The following is a 25,100-nucleotide window of genomic DNA, read 5'->3' as shown; positions in this document are numbered from 1 at the left end:
CCAAGGACTACGAGGCAGAAAATCAGGGTTCGCCCGTGGTGCGTTACGGGGCGGGCTATCCCAACACTGGCGCTAGAGCGGAAAATCAGGGCAAGCCCGCCCCTAACGCACCCTACGCCACATTTAAAGTGAGATGCACCCTGTGAAGTTATGTAAAGTTTTGCCAAACTGACCAGACAACTAGGGGGAAATAATTTTTCATGATTGATATCTAATCAAACCGAATTTAGTATTACGGCGACCTAGCTCTGCCCTGTAAACCGCGATATGACTACCAACCAATTGTTAGAATCAAACCTTGAATCTCTAATCAATACAGCTGCTCAAAATCATCAGTTGGGTAAATTAGATGAGGCTGAATCTATCTACAGACAGGTAATACAGATTCAGGGGGATAATCAGGGTGAGGAAAAGCTTTTATCGAAGCCCTATAACGTGATAGCAATTGCTAATCTGGCAAGTATATTTGAGGAAAAAAATAAACTAGAGGAAGCGGTAGGCTTCTACCAACAAGCTTTAACCCTAAAACCTGACTTTGCTGAAGTTCATAACAATTTGGGAAATATCTTCTGGTCACAAGGAGAGTTAGAGAAAGCGGTACAGTCTTACCAAGAAGCGATTAGGGTTAAACCTGACTATGCTCTGGCTCATAACAATTTAGGAAATTTGTTTCATAATCAGGGTAAGTTAGGGGAAGCGGTACATTGCTACCAAGAAGCGATTAGGGTTAAACCTGACTATGCTCAGGCTTATTGTAATCTGGGAAATGTACTGCAGGTACAGGCCAAGTTAGATGCCGCACGAGAGTCCTACCAGGAAGCGATTAAGCTTAAAGCGGATTGTTTTCAGGCTCATAACAATTTGGGAACAATACTCCAAAAACAGGGCAAGTTAGATGCGGCAAGAGAGTCTTACCAAGAAGCAATTAGGCTTAAACCTGACTATGCTGACGCTCATAACAATTTGGGAACAATACTCCAAAAACAGGGCAAGTTAGAGGAAGCGATACAGTCCTATCAGGAAGCGATTAGGTTTAAACCTGATTTTGCTGAGGTTTATAACAATTTAGGAAATACACTCCACGAACAGTGCAAGCTAGAAGAAGCCCTACAGTCTTACCAGCAAGCATTAAGTATTAACCCTAACTTGGCTGAAGCTAAACTGGCCATGTGCGTGTGTCAGATTCCGATCATTTATTCAAGTGTTGATGAAATCAAGGTAACGCGAAATAATTACCAAGCTAGTCTCAAAAAATTAGCGGATAGCTATACACAGAGCGATACAGAGCTAAGTCCAAGGGAACTGCTAAGTGCCGCTAATGCGGTGGGAGCCTTTCAGCCTTTTTATCTGGCCTATCAAGGGTTAAATAACCGAGAGTTACAGGAAATTTATGGACAAATGATTTGCCAGATCATGTCCCAGTGCTATCCCCGGTGGAGCCATAAAATTCCTCTACCAAATTTAGCACCTCATGAAAAAGTTCGGATTGGGGTTATTTCAGAATTCTTTTGGGATCATTCTAATTGGAAAATACCGATTAAGGGCTGGGTAGAAAATATAGATAGATCGAATTTTGAACTATTTGGTTATCACACAGGGTTAAAACAGGATAAGGAAACAGCAATAGCCGCGAAATCATTTGTAAAATTTATTCAAGGTTCTTTGACTATCGAAGAATGGTGTGAGGTAATTACAAAAGATAAATTACACATCCTTATTTTTCCGGAATTCGGGATGTCCCCCACTACAGTTAAGTTGGGTTGTTTAAGACTGGCTCCGATTCAAATGACATCTTGGGGACATCCGGATACTAGTGGGATGCCGACGATTGACTATTACTTGAGTAGTGATTTAATGGAGGCAGAAAATGCTCAAGAGCATTATAGTGAGAGGTTAGTTAGATTACCGAATCTCTCTATCCATTACACCCCTTTGGAAATTACACCAGAAGCGATCGCTAAAAAGGATATAGGCTTAGATGATGATGAGATTATGTTCTGGTGTTGCCAATCGTTATATAAATATTTACCTGACTATGATGATGTATTTCCTCGAATTGCTAAGGAGTTAGCTGGTCGGTGTAAGTTTGTATTTATTAAATATGTTAAAAGTGATCAGGTTACTGAGATATTTACCCAGCGTTTAAGGGATGCTTTTAATAAATTTGGCTTCGATTATACAGACTACTGCATATTTTTGCCATTTCTGGATAACAGCAGGTTTGCTGGAACCTCAGCGATAGCGGATGTATTCTTGGATAGCATTGGTTGGTCTGGATGTAACTCTAGTTTGGAATCTATTGCCCATAATATTCCGCTTGTGACATTCCCAGGAGATTTGATGCGTGGTCGGCATACGATAGCAATTCTAAAAATGATGGGTCTGGAAGAGACAATTGCTAAGAGTAAAGAGGATTATGTGAAAATTGCGGTACGGTTGGGTCAAGATGCTCAATATCGTCAATACATATCTGATCAAGTTGCTGAAAATAAGCATAAGTTATATGGTGACTTAAAACCGGTAAGAGCATTAGAAGATTTTCTATTAAATGTAGTCCATAAACCAAGACAATTTGCGATGGAAACTGTTTCTGAAGCACTACAAATTGCTGTTCAACATCGTCAAGCCAATCGCTTAAACAAGGCTGTACAGCTTTACTATAAGATTTTGGAACAACAGCCTAATCATCCGGAAGCCTTATATGGCTTAGGGGTGCTGGCACAGCAAACAGGTCAGTATGATACTGCCGAGAAGTTGTTGAGAGCTACTGTGGAAGCGGAGCCGAATTCTGTTAAGGGCTGGTTCAGTTTAGGTAATTTGTGCCAAGGTCAAGGTCAGTTGTCTGACTCGGTGGAGTGTTACCAACGAGTTTTAACAATACAGCCGAACTTAGTACCGGTTTACAACAACCTTGGGTATGCTCTACAACAACAAGGTAATTGGGACGATGCGATCGCATCTTATCAACAAGCTTTGGAGATTCAGCCTACCTGCACTGAAGCTGATGTGAATTTGGGCAATGCACTCCACGCTCAAGGGAAGCTTTCCCTAGAAAAACAAGCACACTACGCACAGTTGAACCATGAGCTAGGGGTTACCCGGCAAAAGGCAGGAGATTTGACTAATGCTGTGGCTTACTATCGGCAAGCGGTCGCCATGCAGTCAGATTTGCTAAGCGCTCATTACAATTTGGGAGTGGTGCTTCAAGACCAAGGTGAGTTTGAACATGCGATCGCATCTTATCAGAAGGTTCTGGAGCTCAATCCTAGTTATGGGGAAGTCTACTTTAACTTAGGCAGGATTTACCAAACTCAGAAGCAATTAAACGAGGCAGCATCTGCTTATCGACAAGGGCTAATGCTAGTCAATCCCCGGTATGGGAAAGTAGTAAATCCTGACAACGGTTCTGACAACGGTTCTACAGTATCTCCTGAGACACTAACACCACCCCAGGTAGAACAACCAGACGTTACTATTGGCGGATATCAGTTTCCAGGGATTCCGAGCGTATCGGTAAGTGAAGACAAACGACCCTTTTGGACAGTAATTATTCCCTTATATAACCGTACTGACTATCTTCTGGAATGTCTGGCGAGTGTGTTGGCTCAATGGCAGGGCGAGGAGGAGATGGAAATTTTGGTTATGGATAATGCCAGCACACCTCCTCTATACGATTTGGTGAATTCGATTGGGGGAGGGGTAGTTCGCTACTACCGCAATCCAGAAAATATCGGTGCGCGACGCAATTTTAATCTTGGTATTGCCCTCAGTCGCGGTCAGTGGATTCATGTGCTTCCTGAAGATGAATATGTTCTTCCAGGTTTTTATTCCCGCTTGAAGAAGAGTCTAGAAACATGTAGTGATTCTGTGGGAGCAGCATTTACGGGTTATGAAAATATCAATGAGAAAGGAAAGATAATTTTCTCCCAACAAGTGTATGGAAAAGATACGGGTATCCATCAAGATTGGCTGTGGAAGATTGGCACTTCTAATGTCTTGAATCCTTGTGCAGTTGTGATTCGTCGCTCTACTCATGAACATCTGGGGTGTTACGATCCGGGGAACACGTATACTCCTGATTGGGAACTTTATAAGCGTATTGCTAGTTTTTATGATTGGTGGTACGAAGGCGATATTTTGGCACGTTACCGTGAGCATGATAATAATATGACCAGTGAACTGATATTATCTGGAGCTCAAGCAACGTCTATCCGCCTGGGGATTGAAATTTCCGAGAGCTATCTTCCTGCTGAGCATTGTGCAGCAATTACAGCCAACGCTCGTAACCATTACTTTAATTATTGTCTAGAACATATGGTAATTCCCCTAAAGACTGGGAATCTTGCTGGTGCATTTCGTCTGCTTCAAGAGGCGCTCAAAATTGATCCGTCTCCTCAAGCTGTAGAGAAACTATTTACTTGGCTGACTAAAGCGGAAGCTGCTCCCCTACGGGATGAGATTGCTTCAAAGTTGCGCTCGATTATGTTGAATCATAGTTCAGAAAGTTTTTACTTTGCTTATCCCTAGGGCGTGTTTTCAGCGATGCAGCGCGGTCTTGGGGGTTCCCCCCATGAGCGACTGCATCAAGACAAAGTTTTCCGCAAGATTTAGATCCCCCCCAGCCCCCCTTATAAAGGGGGGAGCCATACTCAAAGTCCCCCTTTTTTAAGGGGGATAATGGGGGATCTCCGAGGCAATAAGACACACCCTAGTTGCAGCAATTACCAATTGATAATTACCAATTAAAAACTAAAAATTGAGGATTACAACAGTGACACAACTTTCTGAAGCACTTCAAGTGGCTCTTCAATATCATCGAGCCAATCGCTTGGTCGAAGCTGAGCAAGTTTATCGTAACATTCTGGCAGGAATACCTAACCAACCAGATGCCTTGTATGGGTTAGGAATGCTAGCACAACAGGTAGGTAAGTACCAAACTGCTGAGGAGTTTTTCAATACAACCCTCCTTGTCAATCCGGAGTCTTTCAAGGCTTGGTTCAGTTTAGGCAATTTGCGTCAAGCTCAAGGTCAATTGTCAGAAGCAGTGGAAGCTTACCAGCGAGCGTTAGCCCTACAGCCGAACTCGGTAGCGCTTTACAACAACTTTGGCTATGCTCTACAACAACAAGGCAAGTGGGAAAATGCGATCGCATGCTATCAAAAAGCTTTGGAGATTCAGCCCAACTGTGCTGAAGCTGATGTGAATTTGGGTAATGCTCTCTACGCTCAAGGGCAGCTTTCCCAAGAAAAACACGCCTACTACGCTGCCTTAAATCACGATTTGGGCGTTAGTCGGAAAATAGGAGGCGATTTGAAGACTGCGGTGGCTTACTACCAGAAAGCGATCGCAATACAGCCAGACTTGGTCAACAGTCATTATACCTTGGGAGTTGCTCTGCAGGAACAAGGCAAATTAGATGATGCGATCGCGTCCTATAACAATGTCCTCAAACTCAATCCCAGTAACACTGTAGTCTACACCACTTTAGTCCAAAATAAATTAGCTAGGATTGACCGAGAGCAAAACAAATTAAACAACAAATTAAATCATCAATTAAACGGAGCAGATTCTAAGAAACGATTAAAGATAGCATTTGTCTGTCAACCCTTTGTGATGACATCGTTTCCAAATCCGATGGATTCCATCGGTATTTTGACCTATGAATTCGTGCGTCTTTTAGTTCAAGATGGTGATGTTATTGTCTATACACCAGGAGAACGCTTTAATACGGCAACTCATGACGGAGTAGACTATCGATATATTCCCATAGGCCGGGATCAAAAACTGCTCAACTATCTGGAAAAAATTCCAGGATTCCAAAATCAAAAACGTCCTATATTTGGCTCCCAACTCTATTACCTAGCATATATTTTACAGGTAGCCAATGACTTGAGAAAACAGCAATGTGATGTTGTACACATTCACAACTTATCTCAGTTTATTCCAGTGATACGAGCCTTGAACCCAGGCATAAAAATTGCCCTGCACATGCATTGTGAGTGGTTGACCCAACTCGATCACAAAATTCTAGAAAAGCGGCTTAGTAAGGTAGATTTAGTTATTGGTACTAGTAAGTATATCACAGAAGGGATTCGCCAGCGTTTTCCTAAATTTGCCGAGCGCTGTCAGCCGGTTTTTAATGGGGTAAACCTTGATCGCTTCATGAATTTCTATGTCAAGCATAATCAGCAAAATGGCAGCAAAAACAATTCTGCTAAACGATTACTCTACGTGGGTAGAGTATCTCCAGAAAAAGGATCCCATGTCTTATTAGAGGCTTTTAAAAAAGTGCTCGAGCGCTGCCCTCAAACCAAACTTGATCTCGTTGGTCCTGTAGGTGCATTACCCTACGACTATCTTGTGGGATTAAGTGATGACTCCAAAGTGGCAGAGTTAGCGTCATTCTACGGTGATGAAAGTTGGACAGGTTACGTGAGACGATACCTGTCTGAATTGAATGATCACTTTGGTGCTGATCTAGCCAGCCAAGTATCCTTCACTGGCTCCCTTCCTCAATCCAAGTTAGTCAATTATTATCAGCAGGCAGACATTTTTGTATTTCCCTCAGTATGTCACGAAGCATTTGGGATGCCAATTGTGGAAGCTATGGTCGCAGGTCTTCCCGTTATTGCTACCCAAGCTGGTGCTTTTCCCGAGATTGTGGAAGATGGTAAGACAGGTCTGCTGGTTGAACGGAGTAATGCTGATGCTTTAGCAGACGCCATCTTGCAACTTCTTTCTGACCAAGAACTTAGAACATCCATGGGACAAGCTGGACATCAGCGAGCGGTTGAAGTATTTTCTTTCGAGAAAGTTGTTGATGATTTACTCAAGCAGTACAAGACTATTCTTTGAAAGGTAAGCTATCAGCTATCAGCTATCAGTTGCGTAGGGTGCGTTAGGGGGGCTCGCCGTCATTTTCAGCCTCGTAGCCAGCCTTGGGAAAGTCCGCCCCGTAACGCACCACCGGCTCAAACACCAAAAATGAGATGCACCCTGTTGAACTTCGGAACAAGGAATAGTAACAAGTGACAAGTTAAAAATGAACAATAAATTATCCTTAAAAACTCTGGTACGCCAGTTTTATCGTTTTCTAATCCATAGAACCAGAGTTGAGTATGACAGAAGTAATCTAAGACGCTCGGCAATTATTTTTTCACCCCATCAGGATGATGAAACCCTGGGCTGTGGTGGAACAATTATCCGTAAAAAGCAAGCCGGAGCCGATATAAAAATTGTTTTTATGACAGATGGATGTCAATCTCATGCTCATCTGATTCCAGAAAATCAGGTAAAATCAATACGCGCTAATGAAGCCTTGGCAGCCGCTCAAAAACTTGGTCTGCAAGAGCATGATGTGAGCTTCCTGGAATTCAAAGATGGAACATTAGATCAAACCAGAAATTTGGCTATCCAAAACGTTGCAAAAATTATTCTTAAGTATCTTCCTGAAGAAATTTTTATTCCCTACTATAATGATGGAGTATCTGACCATAATGCTACCAATGAAATTGTGGTAGCTGCACTCAAAACAATTAAATTTGATGTGACAGTTTATGAGTATCCTATATGGTTCTGGAATCACTGGCCTTGGACAAGGGTGGAAGGGAGTAAACCAAACCTAGTCTCCTTTGTTAAAAAAACCATCATGTCAGGGTTTCGCTTACTGAAGGATTTTAGATTATCTGTCTATATTGGTGATGTTTTTGATATCAAACGTACTGCCCTAGACCAACATCAATCTCAAATGAAACAACTCATTCTTCATCCACGCTGGCTAACCTTGAGAGATGTGTCAGAGGGAGATTTTTTAGACTGCTTTTTTCAAAACTATGAATTATTTCGTCGATATAGTTTGACTCATAATTCTGAATGGTATCGATAAATTAGCCAATTTGGCAACTTCATTCAAGATAATCATGAAATCATAAGTAATAAGAGTGTTCAAGACCTTTATCAGTCAGTCATATCAGTTCTGGATATATGGGACATCATATATCCATTTTGTTTTTTGTTTATATTCTCGTAGGGAGTAGGGAGTAGGGAGTAGGGAGTAGGGAAGTCAGAATTTCCATCAATCCTAGTTTCACATCTCATTAAAAAACACTATATAAACATTAAGTAACAATATGCAACAATTAAATCCAGAAAATTTAGTAAACAAATCCTTCACAGACACATTCTCAGACAACTGTTGTGCAGGTAAAACCATTGGTACTAAAACTCCCAGTGGTGCAGTTCGTAAGGGTATAGATGTCGAAAAGCTGATTGGGATTGACAATGGCGCATTACGTCTCCAGCCCCTGCTAAAACCTGCGTGGGGCAGACAGGGCATTGCTTATGGTCCGTACACCCGTACCAATGGACTGGCCTTTGCAGTGTTTCTGAGCAATGGTCATAATACATCCCAGACCGAAAGGATTGAGCCCCTGACAGAACGACTCCATCGGTGGATGATTGGTCCTGAGACAGATAAACCGGCTAAACGACTTCTGCGTTGGACTTCCAGTCAGGAAAAAAGCAGGATGCTGCGAAAGCTCCTATGGTGGATTCGTAGTACCTCCAGAATTTCCAGATATTTCAAACCGTTTAAATTGCCAAATATTGATGAGAATCTGGCAGTGGGTTGGTTCCCCAGGGAAGTTCCTGTTGACGCGACTGCAGAGGGAAGTGCCTTTATTGTTCATGCCACTGGGGCAGAAAATGGAGAGTTGTGGACTCGGTTGGGGGGGTATCTGCTCTCAGCATTTAGGGGCTTACAAAATCTCCAGGTTTATTACATCGTAGTTCTGCGGGAAAAGGGAGCTGCCTATTATGCTGCTTCTGTTCCTAATGCTCATGGTCTGGCCGCTTACCCTAATATGCGTCCCATTGCTATTGATCCTTTCAATGATGATGCCACAGTATATGCTGGTGTATACCAAAGTATTCTGGGACAGAATGGTTTTGAAGTCGATACGCGAATTTATGGCGCTAATGTAGCCCAAATTTCAGACATCGCCACCTGGTACGGTACAGCTCAGGCAGCAGATGACCTGATTGGTGATGGTTTGCTAGATGGTGCTGAAGCGGACAAGGGTGGTTTCTGGAGTGTCTCTCAAGGAAGTTATGAGTTAACACCTGATGGTGCTAGAGCCACTCAACCGGATAGCGTCGCTATGTTGGAGTGTCCCACACCCTCTGGGCTAATCCATTTGCTGGTCGAAACCTCTACTCAGATAACTGGAGTCCGCATTTTGTGGCGTGTTCAGGATCAAAACCAATACTGGAGTTTCCTAGCAGACGGGGACAAATGTCAACTTATGATTCAAGACCATGATAGCTGGGAATGTTTAGCTGTTAGCGATCTATGGTATTTACAGCCCTTAGCAATCAACTCCTTACAGATATTGGATGATGGTAAGACCTTTAGCCTGTATCTCAATGGCAAGTTGGTCTTTAATAAGTGCTTTACAGATACCCGCCTGGAAAACGCTACCGGTGTTGGGATTGGTGGGATTAACTCTAATAATAGTCTGTATTTTCGCTCCTTTGAGGCTCACCCACGCACTATCCCTATTCCTTCTGAACTCGACCTGGGCTCCCCTTGGGTAGTAGAGGGTACCGAAATGGCTATCACTGAAGATTTTGCTGGTGCAGCTGGGGACTTGATGGGAAAAACCACCACTAGTGGTAGCAAAGTCTGGCATCGGAATATTGGGCTAGGGGTAATTGAGCTGACTGGGAATAGTACAGCCAAAGTCCAAGCTGATGCTAAACATCCTAATCCAGGTCGCACGGCCTACACCATTGATTGGGATCACCCAGACATAGCGGATTTACAGCTAGACATTACTCCCCCTGGAACTAGACGAGGACAGGGAGAAAAAGGTCGTGGAGGGTTTATCTTTTGGCAGGATGCTGACAATTATATCACTATCAATAACTGGTTAGATGACTGTTACGGTGGTGCTTCAATGTCTTCGTTTTTCTATCTCAATGGCTTTGAAGAATTATTTGATGCTGTCTGGACAAATGTCGGTAAACGCATTTCCTGGGGGGTCTCCCATCGGCTCCGCATGATTTTTGACGGCATGAATTACATGATATTCATCAATGATGAGCCAGTATTGTATCGTGCCCTGACAGATGTTTATCCAGATGCGGCGCGTCTTAGAATTAACCGAGTTGGGATTGTCGCTAACTGGGAATGGGGCAATGATACAGGAAGTGTATTTCAAAATTTTGTAGCAAAGGTTTAGACTAATGAATTTAAGCAATCAACAGGTAACCCTTAACAATGGAGTAGGTGCAGGACTAAAATTCCATGGGGATGGTTCTAATCCTGATTTTTTACTTGGTACCTATGAACTTCCGCTTCAGAACGCCTTAGCAAGCTGCTTAAACCGTGATCATATCTTCTATGATATCGGTGCCAATATTGGCTTTTTTACTATTATTGCTGCAAAGCTAGTTGGGCCATCTGGACAGGTTTATGCTTTTGAGCCAGTTCCAAACAATGCTGACATTATTCTACGGAATGTGGAGCTTAATAGTTTCTCCAATGTTACTGTTTTCCCTCAAGCAGTTTCTGAATCAACCGGAACCGGAGAATTGTTGCTGGCCCATCATTCAGGGGGAGCTACTTTAGCTACAGCGGGTACACCTCCAGATCTCAGGGGTGAAATGACAGTTGACCTTGTGTCTATTGATGATTTGGTGTCCCAAAAGACTTTGAAACCCCCAACGGTCGTGAAAATCGATGTGGAAGGAGCAGAAATTAATGTTTTAAGGGGGATGATTGAAACTATTAAAGACTATCAGCCCATCCTGATTTATGAAGTAGATGATGGGAATCAAGAGTCTTTTAAACTGAAGAATCACACTATTGAGATGTTTATTGACTCTCTAGGATATAAAATCATGCCCCTGGAACCAGCTTATCCCAATATTCCCTGGTATGTTGGACATGCGATCGCGTATTCAAATCTAAATTGAAAATGCTATATAGCGGTTTTAAATTTGGTGAGGTACAGAGTTCCTGATTTTAGGGAACAGGGAACAGCGGATCTGGGAACAGGAAAGAGTAACCCACCCCTAACCCCTCCCAGGAGGGGAAGAGGGAACAAGGGAAAACTATTGTGTACCTCATTAGGCTAAAAACCGCTATGCTCCTGAAGCTATAGCAATCGTGACATACTCCCACACTGACTCGTTGAGTTCAGTGTGGGCTTCTTGCCAACTCCACCCAACGGTTCGGATACTCGGCAAGCTTTATTAACGACACGGGATGCCCCTCCGCGCCGGAACAATACAATAAGTTCTATTTTTAAGGAACGTAGGTGGCTGACAAACCAGCATTTTCGGCTTTGTTTATCAGTAAATATATTATAGCAATTTTATAATACCCTGTGCAAAATTCATCCCACACCTAATGCGTAGCATAGGTGTGGGATGAATTTTGCCGGACAGCTAAATCAATTGAGAGAATGTTTGTTCCCTGTTCCCTACTCCCGTCTTGATGCAAAGCGCGAGTGGGGGAAACCCCCAAGACCGCGCTGCATCGCTGCTCCCTGCTCCGAGATCCGCTGTTCCCAGATCCGCTGTTCCCTGTTCCCTTTGCTATATGCCGAATTCTAAGCAAATTCTAAAATATGCTCAGCAGTAACTTGAGCTTGTTCCAAGTGAGGCACATGACCACAGTCTTTAATCCAGATTAATTGAGATTGTGCGATCGCATCCTTAAACTTACTAGCAGCAGCAGTCCCCAAAATTTGGTCATGGTCACCCCATAAAATTAGAGTTGGCTGGCTAATCTGAGCCAGCTTATCCCCAAAATCACCATAACCACCACTTTTGGTAAACGCAATCAAGGCTTGATTCCAACCAGGCATTTCTAGGTGCAATGCAGCACAAATTCGGGCATCTTCAGAGGCCAAACCTTTATCATAGTAAGCGTTTTTACTTATACTTTGTCTTACCTTGGGATTAGCCAAAAATGCTGTCGCTAGGTAGCCTAAGGGAGGAAATAAGAACTTCCCCATCGGGGGAGCCTTGGTGCAGCCAGCGCTATCTATTAATACTAGCTGTTTAACCACCTGGGGGTAAGTGAGGGTAAAATCAATCGCCGCTGCACCTCCCATCGACGCTCCGACTACAATGACTGGTGTTCTAATCAGGGTTTTCCAGAAATAATAGAGATGGGTTGCGATCGCATTTGGACTAAACGGAGTCCCTGCCATGCGATCCGTAAACCCAAAGCCCAACAAATCCACTGCCCAGGTTTCATTTTCCTGAGCCAGCAGCGGTAGTAAGCGGCGCAATTCTAGTATGGAACTATCAAAGCCATGGAGTAACAGAATCGGCGTGCCACCCTTACCCTGATTAACGTAAGTTGTGGCAATGGCCTGTGGGCTCAGGGGAGTTGAGATAGCTTGACGCTGGATACTTTGAGCAAGGTCAATCGAGGTAGACTCAACTAGCTGCTGGGTATTGGAGGGCAGAAAATCAGGAAACATCAGTTATTTATAGCAGTTCTCAATTGGGTGAGGTACCTCGTTCTGGGTTTTAGGGAGTAGGGAGCAGGGAGTAGGGAGTAGGGAGTAGGGAGTAGGGAGTAGGGAGTAGGGGGAATAAAATTGAGTGTACCTCATAAGTACGATAAACGCTATACACCCGATTAACTGGTGATTAAGACAAAAGGCAAAAGACATCAATGAAAATATTAAATTTTAAATTGCCATTAACCATAAACCATTAACCATTCCCTAATCCCTAAAGAAGCCACTTAACTTGATTATCAATTTGGTGAATCCCCTGTAGCCGTTGTGACCTCTACAGCCTTGCCATCCTTCCCTTCTACTTTCCCATTATATTGGTTCTTTAATCCAATAATTTCGTTTTTTACCTGATCCAACTCCTCTTTAATAGCCTGAGTTTGCTCTTGGAGAAGCTCGTTCATAAAGTTTTCCACAATATTTCGTATGGGTCGCCACAATTGTTGCCAACGTTGGTGGTCTTCCTCAAGTAGCTGCAAATAGGCATCACTACCGTGGGGAAACGGAATGCCCCCCAAGAATTCTACAGCTCCGCCAAAATCCACAGAGACACCCTGGGAACCCAGTCCCATCACAGTGTGTAACTCTCCAACAGGACTACAGTTTGATAGGTAAAAGTTCCCAACTCGCAAACCATTCCCAGCCAACATATTTAAGGGGAAGGGGGGCGGAAATGGCATACTAGGAGCTATATCCACTAAATTTTCCACGCGATGGGTCAGCCCCTTACCGATTTGTCGCTCGTAGTAGTTGGCAAATGACTCATTGCCTACTTTTGGTGCGCCAATGGTGTAGACTTTGAGCATCACAGCCGAACCAAAGTAACGCCGCAAAGCATTAGCACCCAGGAAGGCTAAGGACCCGCCTAAACTATGACCAGTGACATAAACTTCCACTGGCTCGTTGAGTTCTTCGAGTTCTAGCACCCTAGTTTGTTGAAAATCTAAAATGTCTGTGAGCTCGTCATCATTACCCAGTTCCTCATCTGCCACTGCTTGCTCAATCAGGGTTCTGGCTTCGAGCTCAAAATCAGTACCAAGTCGAATTGCGCCAGCATCGGCGATGGCTGTGATGCAGGCAAACTGCCTTTCATAAGTCATCTGGTGGATTTTATCAAAATCTTTGGCTGTGAGCTTACCTAGTAAGGTCTTAAAAAAGATTTCGAGTTGATCACAAACCGATTCAGAGGCTTCCCAAAATCCTTTAACCACTTTAATTCTTTTATCAGTGACGGAACCGTAGTTGACTAAATCCCAGTCAAAGTCAGATACCAGGTCTGTTAGTTCAAAAGCTCCGCGATCGGTCACGATTGAGCCTCGGAAAACCACCGTATACTGATGACCTGTTGTTTTTTTGGCAATAAATCCACGCACATTGCTTTCATCATTGCGGATGCTGTGGACAAATTTCCAGTCTTGAGAGCGGTAAAGGGAATTGTAGATTTCTTGAATTTCTATGTCGTTGACATTTCCATCATCATACTGGTATACCGTATATATTTGCTGGCAAAATTTTGCCATTAATATGGCTTCATCAAAGCTAAAACCACTTTTGATATTCTGGGGCATATTCATCTTTAATTGACCTCCTGAGCTTATTCAGATCTTGGCACACTTTTTTGAGCCGTAAAATTCTAGCAGTTTGCTGTAGGTATAATATATAGCAGTTCTCAATTAGGTCAGGGACTTTTGTCCTGGGTTAATGGCAGTAGGGAGTAGCGATGCAGCCAGGTCTTGGGGAGGCAGCGCGGTCAAAGGAGGCCACCCCATGAGCGACTGCCGTTCCACGGGGCTTTCAAGGTGTTCGCAGGTGACCCACGCAGCCCCTCCCCGATGAGCAACTGGCGTGGTTTCCCCCACTCGCGCTTTGGATCAAGACATTGATTTTCAACTTTGAGATGCACCACTACCGCACACCCCACACCCCACAGTCACGTCTTTGTTAAAAAGCTACCTGATCAGGGCTCTGGCGCGGGGAGGGGGGGAGAAAAAATGCTGTTTATAGCAATTCTCTCTCCCATAAGGTACAAAGATCTCCCCCTAAATCCCCCTTAATAAGGGGGACTTTGAGGCAATTAAGCGTACCTCATAAATGCAATAAACGCTAGATCTCACTCGTGATGAGAATTGCTATATAGCTTACTTAAGCAAATTCTTTAGGGTTTGAGCTAACACTTTAACATGAGGTTGTCGGAGTAGATTAAGGTGATGACCGGGAATAAGATGAGTTTCTACCTCCTGAGCCGAAAACTGACTCCAACCCAAGGTGGTATCTTGAGTATTTGAATTCAAAGATTTGCTGGTTCGTAATAAAGTAATTTTACCAGTATAGTGCTTAGGAGTATAATGAAATGATGCCTGGGTATTCCCTTGCATAACTCGAAGCAATGGGCGACTATAACGAATAAGAGAGTTGATTCTCTTTAATACTTTGCCAAGGGTTTGGGGTTGATTTTCGGACTGGATTGGGAGGAAATCATATTGAGCAAAATTCCCCACACTAGCTTGGTTTTGGAGTTGCACATAATCATAAACATAGGGCCAAATTTGAGGCAATGCTTGTGTGAGCAAAAACTGAAAGTAAACATACAAGTTAGTTAGTTTACTCTTTGGATTGGGGGGCATATCAATCAAAATAAGACGCTCAGTAACTTCCCCAATTTCTTCTAACTGTCTGGCCATTTCAAAAGCAGTCAAAACGCCCAAAGACCAGCCCCCTAAGTAATAAGGCCCATCAGGTTGAACTGTTTTTATCGCTTTAATATAGTAAGACGCCTTTTCCTCAATACTGATTAGGGGGTTTTCATTTTCCATAAACCCTAGGGATTGAATTCCGTAAAACGGTCGGTCTTTTCCTAGAAGACGTGCTAATTCCAAATAGGGAAAAACAACTCCTGCTACAGGAGGAAGGCAGAAGAAAGGAGATTTATTACCTTCTGGTTGTATAGGAATCAGACATGGGAATAAGTCAGATGGAGAATCAGTAGGCTCGGAAATTTTTGGTTTACTTATGCTTTTGAGAATATTGTTATTGCTAGTAGTGACTTTTTTCGAGCGCTCATCTCCACGACTCTTGCTAGTTTCTATATTTACTTCTTGAGGATAAATTTGAGAAATATGTTGGCTTAAGGAGTGTACCGTTGGGTTAGTAAACAGTTCAACTATTTTAATTTCTATTCCTAATAGTTCTTGTAATTTGTTATGTACTCGGATTACAAGTAAGGAATTACCTCCTATGGCAAAGAAATTGTCATGTATTCCTACTTCTTCTATCTCAATCACCTCTCGCCAAACACCAGCAATTTGTTGCTCTATTTTGGTGTGAGGTTGTATATGTTCGGTTTTGGATACAGTTTTACTTTGAGGTATCGGCAATCGTTTACGGTCTACTTTACCATTAGCAGTTAAAGGTAAAGTATCCATAATAATGTATTCAAAAGGCACCATATAACCAGGTAACTTTTGTTGTAAATACTCCCGCAGTTGAACTGATTTTGGCTTCTCCCTCCTGACTACTGATTCCTCAAACCACTGCTTAGTCTGAGCTAAATCTATTTTTCCACCGACAAAGCTATAAAGTAAAACCTGACTTGATTCCAACTTCAATAAATCTCGTAATTCCTTAAATTTTATATGGCCAATGGGGCACAAACCAATTTCTTGTTTTGGTGCGCTACTCATCAGTAACTGACCGAGATGACCAGCTTCCAACATACAGAAATCCTTCGCTAATTCTCCATACATCGGAGCGATTGCATTCAATTTACCAATCAAAAATATCGAAAAAGCGGATTGGGCAAAAATTGCTTGATTGACACCATAAACTTGACCGTCAATTTCGTTAGTCCTAGCGAGTAATATCAAACGATGCTCGGCTGGGTGATAGTAATATAAACCGCCTTCGAGACCTTCAACTCGGTTGGGTTTTATCCACAAGTAAGTCTGCACCGGATAGAGACTTCCCGCCGAAGGATAACGATATTTTGGTAGAGGATAATCATCCAGTTTCATTTGTTGCAGGCAACTTAAAAACTTGCTCAACTGCCTCAGAGAAAGTGGTTGAGATAAAAATTGCCGATAACTCTGCCGCTCCAAATATTTCTGAATCAGACTTTCATCTACCTCAGCTTTGGGTAATTCTATACTGTTAACACAGGAGTCTAACTGCTCCAACCCTGGTTGCTGGAGCTTAAATTTCATGCGCTCTAAAGGATCTGTTAGCACTCCTTCTTGTTGGCTAGGTTGGTAAGCTTCTGCCACATTTTTTTGTGGCTCCGAGAGGAATTCTTGGTTGAAAACAACATAAGCCACTAACTGCTTTGTCTGCGGATCTTCTCCCACAGCACTAACGACTGCTTCCTTTATACCTGGATACTGTTTTAAAGCTACTTCAATTTCTCCGAGTTCAACACGATAACCATTGATTTTTACCTGGAAGTCCTCTCTTCCCAGAAATTCAATATTACCATCAGGTAAATACCTTCCTAAATCTCCAGTTTTGTATAACGGCTCTTGAGTGACTGGATGGGTAATAAAGCTCGCTTTGGTCTTTTGCTCATTTTTCCAATACCCCAAAGCTAAGCCCACACCTCCAATATAAAGTTGCCCGGGAACCCAAACCGGTCTTGGTTCCATCAACTCATTGAGCACATAGAAGCTTTGATTCAACAGGGGCTTACCATAGGGAATACTCTTCCAATTAGAACCAACCTGTTCAAGGCTATAGCCGATTGACCAGATTGAGGCTTCGGTTGCTCCACCTAAACTCATAATTTGAACATTAAACCACAGAGACTGGATTTTTTCTGGTAAGTCTACTGGCAGCCAATCTCCACTCAGCATCACCACTCGTAAATCACCAACTGCTGATTGTGAGCTTCCTAACAAATGTTCCACCAACATCTGGATCAGAGCAGGAACTGAGTTCCATAGGGTAACTTGGTGAGCCACGATTAATTCTATCCAGCAAGCGGGATCCTTTGCTCCTTCTGGTGGTGGCATCACTATGGCTCCCCCAGCTCCTAGGACACCGAAGATGTCGTACACTGACAGGTCAAAGTTCAACGCTGCTAAGGCTAGTACCCGATCCGATGGTTTTACTTCAAACCGTTGATTGATGTCATTGATGGTATTGACTGCTCCCCGATGATCAATCATCACTCCTTTGGGTAAACCAGTAGAACCGGAAGTGTAAATCACATAGGCTAAATCTTCTGAAGTTTGTACTGGCTCTAACGGAGTTGGATCGTCTTCTGCTAACTCTTCAGTATCTACAGACCAACATTTAATTCCATCAGGCCAACTCAGAGACTTTTTCAGATGAGTTTGAGTCAAAACTTGTTCCACTTCCCCTTGCTCCAGCAGATACCACTGGCGTTCCTGAGGCAACCTGGGATCTATCGGTAGGTAAGCACCACCAGACATCAATATTCCCAAGACTGCTACTACCTGTTCCCAACCTTTCTCCATGACTACGGCTACTAGCTGATTAGGTTTCACTCCTAATTTCCGTAGTCCATGTCCTAGCTGATGAGACCGCCTGTGGAGTTCCCCATAACTTAGGATTTTTTGGGGAGTAATAACGGCTGTCGATTCCCTTTGAAGTTGTACTTGCTTGAGAAACAAACTATGCAAGATATCTTCAGACCAAGATTTAGCGGTCTGATTCACTTGCGCTTGTAGTGCTAGTTGAGATGCTGGTAACAGTTGGTGGTAAGTCTCAACCCAAGGTTGATCGGAGGTGGCTAGCCGTTCGAGAAAATCGCAATAAACCTCAAACATTTGATCGATTAGACTTTCAGGAAATAGCCCTTCAACTGTATACCAAGTAAATGCCAGTGCTCCGTTTTCCTCGGTTACTATATGGTCAAGCAAAACTTGAGGCGTTTGAGATGTAGTATAAACGACCTCTCCGAGTTGCTCCAAACCGAATCCTCTTCCCAACTCTTCATCAGCTAGAGACTTTAATCCCAAAGTGCTAGTAAAAACTACCCCCATTGGTTGACTGCGCCCTCGACGATATAGCTCTCGCTGCACTTCTACTCCACTGATATACCTATGCTCTAAATCTTCCCAGAGTTGTCTTTGCAGTTTTTGAGCACGACTAATGAATGAAACTGCTTCTGAGTTATCGACCTCCAGCAAGATTACAGAGGTGAAGTCACCTATAAGCTCGTTAACTTGAGGATGTAAGGGAAGGCGGTTAAACAGAGTGAGGTTGAGGGTAAACTTTGGACTCTTGCTCCAGTAATTCAATACATAAGCAAAAGCACTTAACAAGATTCCTGAAGGGGTTAGATTCGCTTGGCTAGCCTTGTGTTTTAACTGTTGCCAATGAGTCTGAGACAGTTGAGCCTTGTGACTGTTAAACATTGGCTCGGTAATTGCAGAAGTTATTTTCGCTTGGGGAATTTCTGGGGCGGGAGGTAGACTATCAAGACGATCAAACCAATATTGCTGAGAACGAAGATACTGTGGGCTATCTTTTAGAGCTGACTCAGCCAGCACATAGTCTCGGAAGGAGATTTCAATGGCAGGTAGTGAACTCTCAGGATGCTTGTACAGTTGCACCCACTGCTTACATAGAAGATAGATACTCCAGGCATCAGATATCAACATATCAAGGCTGATATGTAAGCGGAAACATTGTTCATTTAAACGAGTAGCCCGTAGATTAAACAAAGGCCACTGGTTAGTTGGCAAAACTTCATGGGACATCTGATTGCGAATCGTCTCTAGCTCTGAAGCAATGGTTTGATCAGACTCTCCAGACAAATTTAAAACTTCAATTTCATAGGGAGGAATTTTATCAATAATTTGCTGGTTACCGTCATCTAAAATTATCATCCGCAGCATATCATGGTGCTCAATCAATTGCCTCCAAGCTTGATTTAAGCGTTCCAAATTTAGGTTTTCACAATCAAGCTCTAGGTAGACATGGGTAGCAATATTGCCTAAGTCAAAAATTTGATTGCGACCGATCCAATAAGCTTGTTGAATGTCATTTAAAGGAAAAGGTTGATAGCGTTGCTCTGGATTAGGAATTAGGGTAGGAAGATCGGAAGATAAATCTACAGGGATGACATCCTTGGCGAAATACTCTACCAGTTCTTCTACGGTAGGGTAATCAAATAACAGTGTTGAACTTAAGCTTGTTTCTAAACTTGACTCCAAGCGATTTTTCAATTCCACGGCCATCAGAGAATCTAACCCTAATTCAAACAAAGGCTGCTGCATTCCAATCTTTTGTGCATCTGGTAAGCCTAAGGTTTTGGCGATCACCGAGCGAATCTGAGTTGTTAATAACTCCTGACGTTCATCAACTGCTGCTGCTTCTAGTTGTTCCCTAAATGCCGACTTTTGGGTGAATGATGGTTCAGTGGAAATCAAAGCCTCTAAGAATGGCATCTTTTGCCCACCAGGGAGCTGCCTGACAAACCTTGACCAATTAATCGGGAACACCCCCACTTGGCTTTGGGACTCTGATAACAATGACCCCAATGCCTGCATTCCCTGTTCGGGTTTGATGGCAATCATGCCACTGCTCTTATGCCGCTGCTGATTGAGACTATCTAAACGAGCGGCCATGCCTGCTGCTGCCCATGGTCCCCAGTTAATACTCAATCCTGGTAATCCCTGCCCTCGACGATAGTGGGCGATCGCATCCATAAAAGCATTAGCGGCGGCATAGTTTCCTTGACCTGGTGAACCCAACATCGAAGCCATCGAAGAGAAACAGACAAAGAAATCTAAGGGTAAATCAAGGGTCAGTTGATGCAAATACCAAGTTCCTGCCACCTTTGGTGCCATCACTTTGGTAAACTTCTGCCAATTCATGTTTTGCAGTAACCCGTCATCCAATACCCCGGCTGCATGAATCACTCCTTTGAGTGGTGGCAACGATCCCTGAATTTGCTTCATCATTCTGACCGTATCTTGTTGATTGGATATATCCCCTGATAAAACTGAGATTTGGCTTCCAGCTTGTTCTAATTCCTGAATTGTTTTCATCGCCATCTCTGAGGGAGCACAACGCCCAATTAAGACCAGATGTTTAGCACTTTTAGCAACTAGCAACCGGGCTACCTGTAGCCCTAATGCTCCCAAACCACCAGTAATAAGATAACAGGCTTCTGATTCAATTGATAGTTGTAATGATGTGAATTTCTGCTGTTGTTGTCGTACTAATCGGGCTACATAACGGACTCCCTGACGAATTGCGATCTGGTTTTCGTTTTGATTAGACAACAGTTCATCTACCAAACTGGGGAGGGTTTCACAAACATCAAATTTCGGATCTAGGTCAACTCGAAAACAAGCTAATTCTGGGTGTTCCAGACTAATAACTCGCCCTAGTCCCCATAGAGCTCCCTGCTGGGGTTGTACCACTTCCGTTTCATCTAAGACACTCTGAGTTCCTTGAGTAACTAACCACATCGGCGGTAGATGAGTTAGTCCAGCTTGAATTAAGGCTTGCACTAAATGCAGTACTGTCCCACAACCTAGTTCTTGAGCTTTTTCTAACTCCAGTATACCAACCGATTCACTGGTTTCATTTACACCCCATAAATGCACAATGCCTTTGATATCACTATTGTCTTGCAGCAGTTTTTGGAATTGTTCAGCAACAGTGGGATTGATTTGATAATGTTGAGCATCTAATTGCTGATACTCTGAACCGGGAGATACCCAAATACAGTTGTGGCCCTTTTTTTCTAAAATTTTACCAATACCCTCTGTCAATTCACCAGTGAGTGCAAAGACTAACCAATTCCCTGTTTCTTTTTGATTAGATTCGGAAGTTGATGGTAGGGGTATAGCTTGCCAGTTGATTTCATAAAACCAATTACTCAAATCTGAACCCAGAGTCATCAACAACGTTTGGGGATTGGCTTTCCTACCTTCAAAACCAGTGACCTGAGCCACTAGTTCCCCATTGTGGTCAACTAATTGTATATCGGCTTTGAGTTTTTCTGATGATTGATTGTCTTTTGACCTACGGGTATAACACCAAAGCCGTCCATTTTCAGGACGCTTATAAAAAGTAAATTTCTCTACACTGAAGGGAACAAATGTCTCCTTATTATTGTCGGACAGACTTAAGTGAAGTGCAACTACTGATTGGAAGCAGGAGTCAAGCAAAGCCGGATGTAGTTGATACTTTGTTGCCTCTAGAACTGTTTGGGGCACTTTCATTTCACAAAGAACTTCTCCGTTTCCTAACCAGACCTGATCTATCCAGCGGAAACTCTGTCCTAATTGAATTTGTCGCTCCCAGATATACTGGTAAACTTCTGTGCTTTCTAGTTTTTGACTACAGCGAGATTTAATTATTTCAAAATTTTCCAGAGATAACCGTGATTTTTCAACCGGGGCAGGAGAAATCTTTCCTGTACCATGAACCGCCCAAGAACTGATTTCTCTGCCATCCTTAAAAGAGTCGTCAAAGCTAATCACTTGAAATGAATAGGAGCTATCCTGTGGAGTCAAAGCTACCTGCACAGTTCGTACTCCTTGCTCCGGAATGGCTAGGGCTTGAGGAAAGAGAATATCCTCCAGTTGACATTCAGTTTTCGGAAACGTTAAAGAGGCAGCTGCTAACAATAGGGAGATGTGAGCTGCACCAGGAACTACAACTTTTTCATAGATACGGTGGTCGGCTAAAAAGGGGTAGTTTTGGGTACTAAATTCAGACTCGAAAAAGATTTCTTTTGATAAGGGGGATTGGAATTTTTGATTAATCAGAGCATGGAATTTAGTTGAAGAGATGGCTTTTGAATCGTAACCCTTAGCGGTTTCTACCCAATACCGTTGTCGTTGGAATGGATAAGTAGGTAACACTACCTTTTGACGAGCATAATCTCGGTCAAACCCTGACCAATCTACCTTGACTCCCTGGACATATAACTGTCCTAAACTTGATAGCATTTGCTGCCATTCATCCACTCCAGGACGTAACGACGGTAACCAAATACCGAACTCTTCTGGTAGACATTGACGCCCCATGCCTAATAATATTGGTTTTGCTCCTATTTCTAGGAATACTTCCAAGCCTTGTTGTTGCAGGGAAACCATACTAGCAGCAAACTTGACAGGTTGGCGTATATGATTTACCCAATAGTTAGCTGTGGCAATACTCTTGTCTACTTTTGTTCCTGTAACATTTGATATTAGTGGTATTTTTGGGTGATAGTAGGTGATTTGATGGGCTACTGCTTCAAATTCTGCCAACATCGGTTCCATCAATGGTGAATGGAAGGCGTGGGATACTTGTAGTCTTTTGGTTTTGATTCCCTGAGCTTCTAATTTGTCACAAATAACACCAATGTCTTCACTGGCTCCAGAAATTACCACACTTAATGGACCATTAATAGCAGCAATCGCTACTTTATCTGTGTAGGTCTTAAGGAACTGACGCACTTTTAACTCCGATGTCATCACCGACACCATCTCACCCTCACAGGGCAACTGTTGCATCAACCTTCCCCGAGTGGCAATTAATTTTAAACCGTCTTCTAAACTAAATACTCCTGCTACGGTTGCTGCTACATATTCCCCTACACTATGCCCCATCACTACATCTGGGTTGATGCCCCAGGATTCCCAGAGTTTAAATAGGGCATATTCAATGGCAAATAGGGCTGGTTGAGTATAAGCAGTTTGGTTAATATCTGAAGTCTTTAGGTCTTGAGGCTGTTGAGGATAAATAACTTCCTTGAGCGGTTTTTCTAAATAGGACTGTAGGATTTGGTGACATTGGTCTAAGGCTTGACGGAAGATCGGCTCAGTGTCATAGAGTTGTCTGCCCATGTTGACATACTGAGAACCTTGACCCGTAAACAGGAACGCCATTTTGGGTGAACTGTTACTATTGGGGATGTGTCCGGTAAATACAGCGGAAATATCCTCTGTTGCTCTTGCCTTTGCCAGTTTTTCAGCTAACTCCTGCTGATTAGATGCGATAATTGCTAATCGATGCTGGAAGTGGGAGCGCCCTGTATTAGCAGTAAAACAGATATCTGCCAGATTAGCAGTGCCATTGTTCTCTAAAAATTCTTGATACTTCTGCACCAGTGCCCATAAAGCCAAGTCATCTTTAGTCGAGAGGGTGAATAGATGAACAGGACGTTCCCTACTGGGGTCTGATAAGTGCTCAGTGTTAACTGAACTTGGGGCTTCTTCTAGGATGACATGGGCATTAGTGCCACTGAAACCAAAGGAACTAAGGCCAGCTAGACGAGGTTTATCTTCTATCTGCCAAGGAGTACCATCAGTCGGTACTAATACCGGTAATTGCTTCCAATTAATATAAGGATTGGGCTGGTGAAAATGGAGATGGGGGGCAATCTGTTGATGTTGCAACTGCAATACTACTTTGATTAACCCCGCTATGCCCGCTGCTGCTTCCAGGTGTCCGATATTCGTCTTGACAGAACCGATGATCATCGGTTGTTGTGATGAGTGTGATTCTCCAAATACATTCCCTAAAGCAGTGACCTCAATCGGATCTCCTAAAGATGTCCCGGTGCCATGGGCTTCTATATAGCTGACTTGCTGTGGCTGTACTCCTGAATTTTTTAAGGCTTGACGGATTACTGACTCTTGAGAAGGACCATTCGGTACCGTTAAACCACTAGTATGGCCATCCTGATTAATCGCCGTTCCTCGAATGACGGCCAAGATATTATCCCCATCTGCCACGGCATCCGAGAATCGCTTGAGCACTACTACCCCACAGCCCTCACTGCGAACAAAACCATCTGCCCCCGCGTCAAAAGTCTTGCAGCGTCCATCAGCAGAAAGCATTCTCGCCCTGGAAAAATTGATGGTATATTCTGGGGAAATAATCCGATTAACCCCTCCTGCTAGAGCTAAAGTGCATTCTTGGTTACGCAGACTGGCACAGGCTAAATGAAGGCTGACTAAGGAAGAAGAACAAGCCGTATCTACAGCTATTGAAGGCCCAGTTAGTCCGAGAAAATAAGAAAGTCTGCCAGTAGCGGTACTGTGGGCATTACCCTGGGCTAAATAGGCATCAATTTCTGTAAGATCACGACTAGTTAAACGTTGACTATAGTCATTACTACAGATGCCCATAAATACACCCGTTTGAGTTTTGGCGAGTTGTTGAGGAGCGATCGCTGCATGCTCAAGGGCTTCCCAACTTACTTCCAAGAGTAGACGTTGTTGAGGGTCAAGGGAAATTGCTTCAATAGGAGCAATATTAAAGAAGTGGGAGTCAAACTCTTGTAGTTGACCGACAAAGCCACCATAACGAGTGTACATTTTCCCTGGGGTTTCTGGGTTAGGATCGTAGTACTGCTCGATGTTCCATCGCTCAGAAGGAATTTCACTAATGGCATCTATGCCTTGAGATAAAAGATTCCAGAAGGATTCGGGGTTATCTGCTCCTCCAGGGAAACGACATCCCATCCCAATAATGGCGATTGGTTCTTTGCTAGAACTCTCATATTTGTCCAGCTTAGATTGCAATTGTTCAATTACCAAAAAGGAACGTTGTAGGGGAGTTAATTTTTGAATTTCATTTGATAAATTTTCCATTAA

11 protein-coding genes are annotated in these 25,100 nt (G+C 43.2%); 6 read left to right on the top strand and 5 right to left on the bottom strand.

The features are described from left to right. Positions 1-267: 267 nt before the first annotated feature. The 3 genes from BJP34_RS05300 to BJP34_RS05290 all read left to right on the top strand — a co-directional run bounded on the left by BJP34_RS05300 (position 268) and on the right by BJP34_RS05290 (position 7,886). Positions 268-4,527 carry a tetratricopeptide repeat protein gene (locus tag BJP34_RS05300; RefSeq protein WP_070391444.1) on the top strand — a complete coding sequence of 1,420 codons (4,260 nt, stop codon included), beginning with the start codon at positions 268-270 and terminating at the stop codon, positions 4,525-4,527. A 244-nt stretch (positions 4,528-4,771) separates the two neighbouring features. Then, positions 4,772-6,856 (top strand): glycosyltransferase, encoded by a 2,085-nt coding sequence (locus BJP34_RS36120; RefSeq protein WP_083305013.1) that lies wholly within the window; start codon positions 4,772-4,774, stop codon positions 6,854-6,856. Between the two features lie 187 nt (positions 6,857-7,043). Then, the gene (locus BJP34_RS05290) at positions 7,044-7,886 is read left to right on the top strand and encodes a PIG-L deacetylase family protein (protein ID WP_070391443.1); all 843 of its coding nucleotides are present in this window, start codon (positions 7,044-7,046) and stop codon (positions 7,884-7,886) included. 71 nt (positions 7,887-7,957) lie between these two features. On the opposite strand, the gene BJP34_RS42460 is transcribed toward BJP34_RS05290, so the two are convergent. Further along, positions 7,958-8,098: a hypothetical protein gene (locus BJP34_RS42460; RefSeq protein ID WP_158517021.1), complete on the bottom strand. Its 141-nt coding sequence runs from the start codon at positions 8,096-8,098 to the stop codon at positions 7,958-7,960. 32 nt (positions 8,099-8,130) lie between these two features. Between BJP34_RS42460 and BJP34_RS05285 the strand changes: the two genes are divergently transcribed. The 3 genes from BJP34_RS05285 (at position 8,131) to BJP34_RS38775 (ending at position 11,620) form a co-directional block, all read left to right on the top strand. Next, on the top strand, positions 8,131-10,242 hold the full coding sequence (locus BJP34_RS05285; RefSeq protein WP_083305012.1) for a nucleotide-binding protein: 2,112 nt from the start codon (positions 8,131-8,133) through the stop codon (positions 10,240-10,242). Between the two features lie 4 nt (positions 10,243-10,246). Then, positions 10,247-10,978, top strand: coding sequence for an FkbM family methyltransferase (locus tag BJP34_RS05280; protein WP_070391442.1), 732 nt, complete (start codon positions 10,247-10,249; stop codon positions 10,976-10,978). 456 nt (positions 10,979-11,434) lie between these two features. Beyond that, positions 11,435-11,620 carry a hypothetical protein gene (locus BJP34_RS38775; protein ID WP_149030811.1) on the top strand — a complete coding sequence of 62 codons (186 nt, stop codon included), beginning with the start codon at positions 11,435-11,437 and terminating at the stop codon, positions 11,618-11,620. Here the strand turns inward: BJP34_RS38775 and BJP34_RS05275 are convergent. From BJP34_RS05275 to BJP34_RS47045, 4 genes are all read right to left on the bottom strand, one after another. Beyond that, a complete protein-coding gene (locus BJP34_RS05275) occupies positions 11,617-12,498 on the bottom strand; it encodes an alpha/beta fold hydrolase (RefSeq protein WP_070391441.1) in 882 nt (293 codons plus the stop codon). The genes BJP34_RS38775 and BJP34_RS05275 overlap by 4 nt on opposite strands. 3 nt (positions 12,499-12,501) lie before the next feature. Beyond that, entirely contained in the window at positions 12,502-12,633 is a 132-nt protein-coding gene (locus BJP34_RS48415; protein WP_267876488.1) for a hypothetical protein, read from the bottom strand. Between the two features lie 146 nt (positions 12,634-12,779). Next, positions 12,780-14,111, bottom strand: a complete 1,332-nt coding sequence (locus BJP34_RS05270; protein ID WP_083305011.1) for a lipase family protein — start codon at positions 14,109-14,111, stop codon at positions 12,780-12,782. A gap of 564 nt (positions 14,112-14,675) precedes the next feature. Then, positions 14,676-25,097: a hybrid non-ribosomal peptide synthetase/type I polyketide synthase gene (locus BJP34_RS47045; protein ID WP_070391439.1), complete on the bottom strand. Its 10,422-nt coding sequence runs from the start codon at positions 25,095-25,097 to the stop codon at positions 14,676-14,678. Positions 25,098-25,100 lie beyond the last annotated feature (3 nt).

The sequence above is a fragment of the Moorena producens PAL-8-15-08-1 genome, assembly GCF_001767235.1.
Taxonomy (GTDB): domain Bacteria; phylum Cyanobacteriota; class Cyanobacteriia; order Cyanobacteriales; family Coleofasciculaceae; genus Moorena; species Moorena producens_A.
Note: the sequence above shows the minus strand (reverse complement) of the source record. Positions and strands in the feature narration are given on the sequence as shown.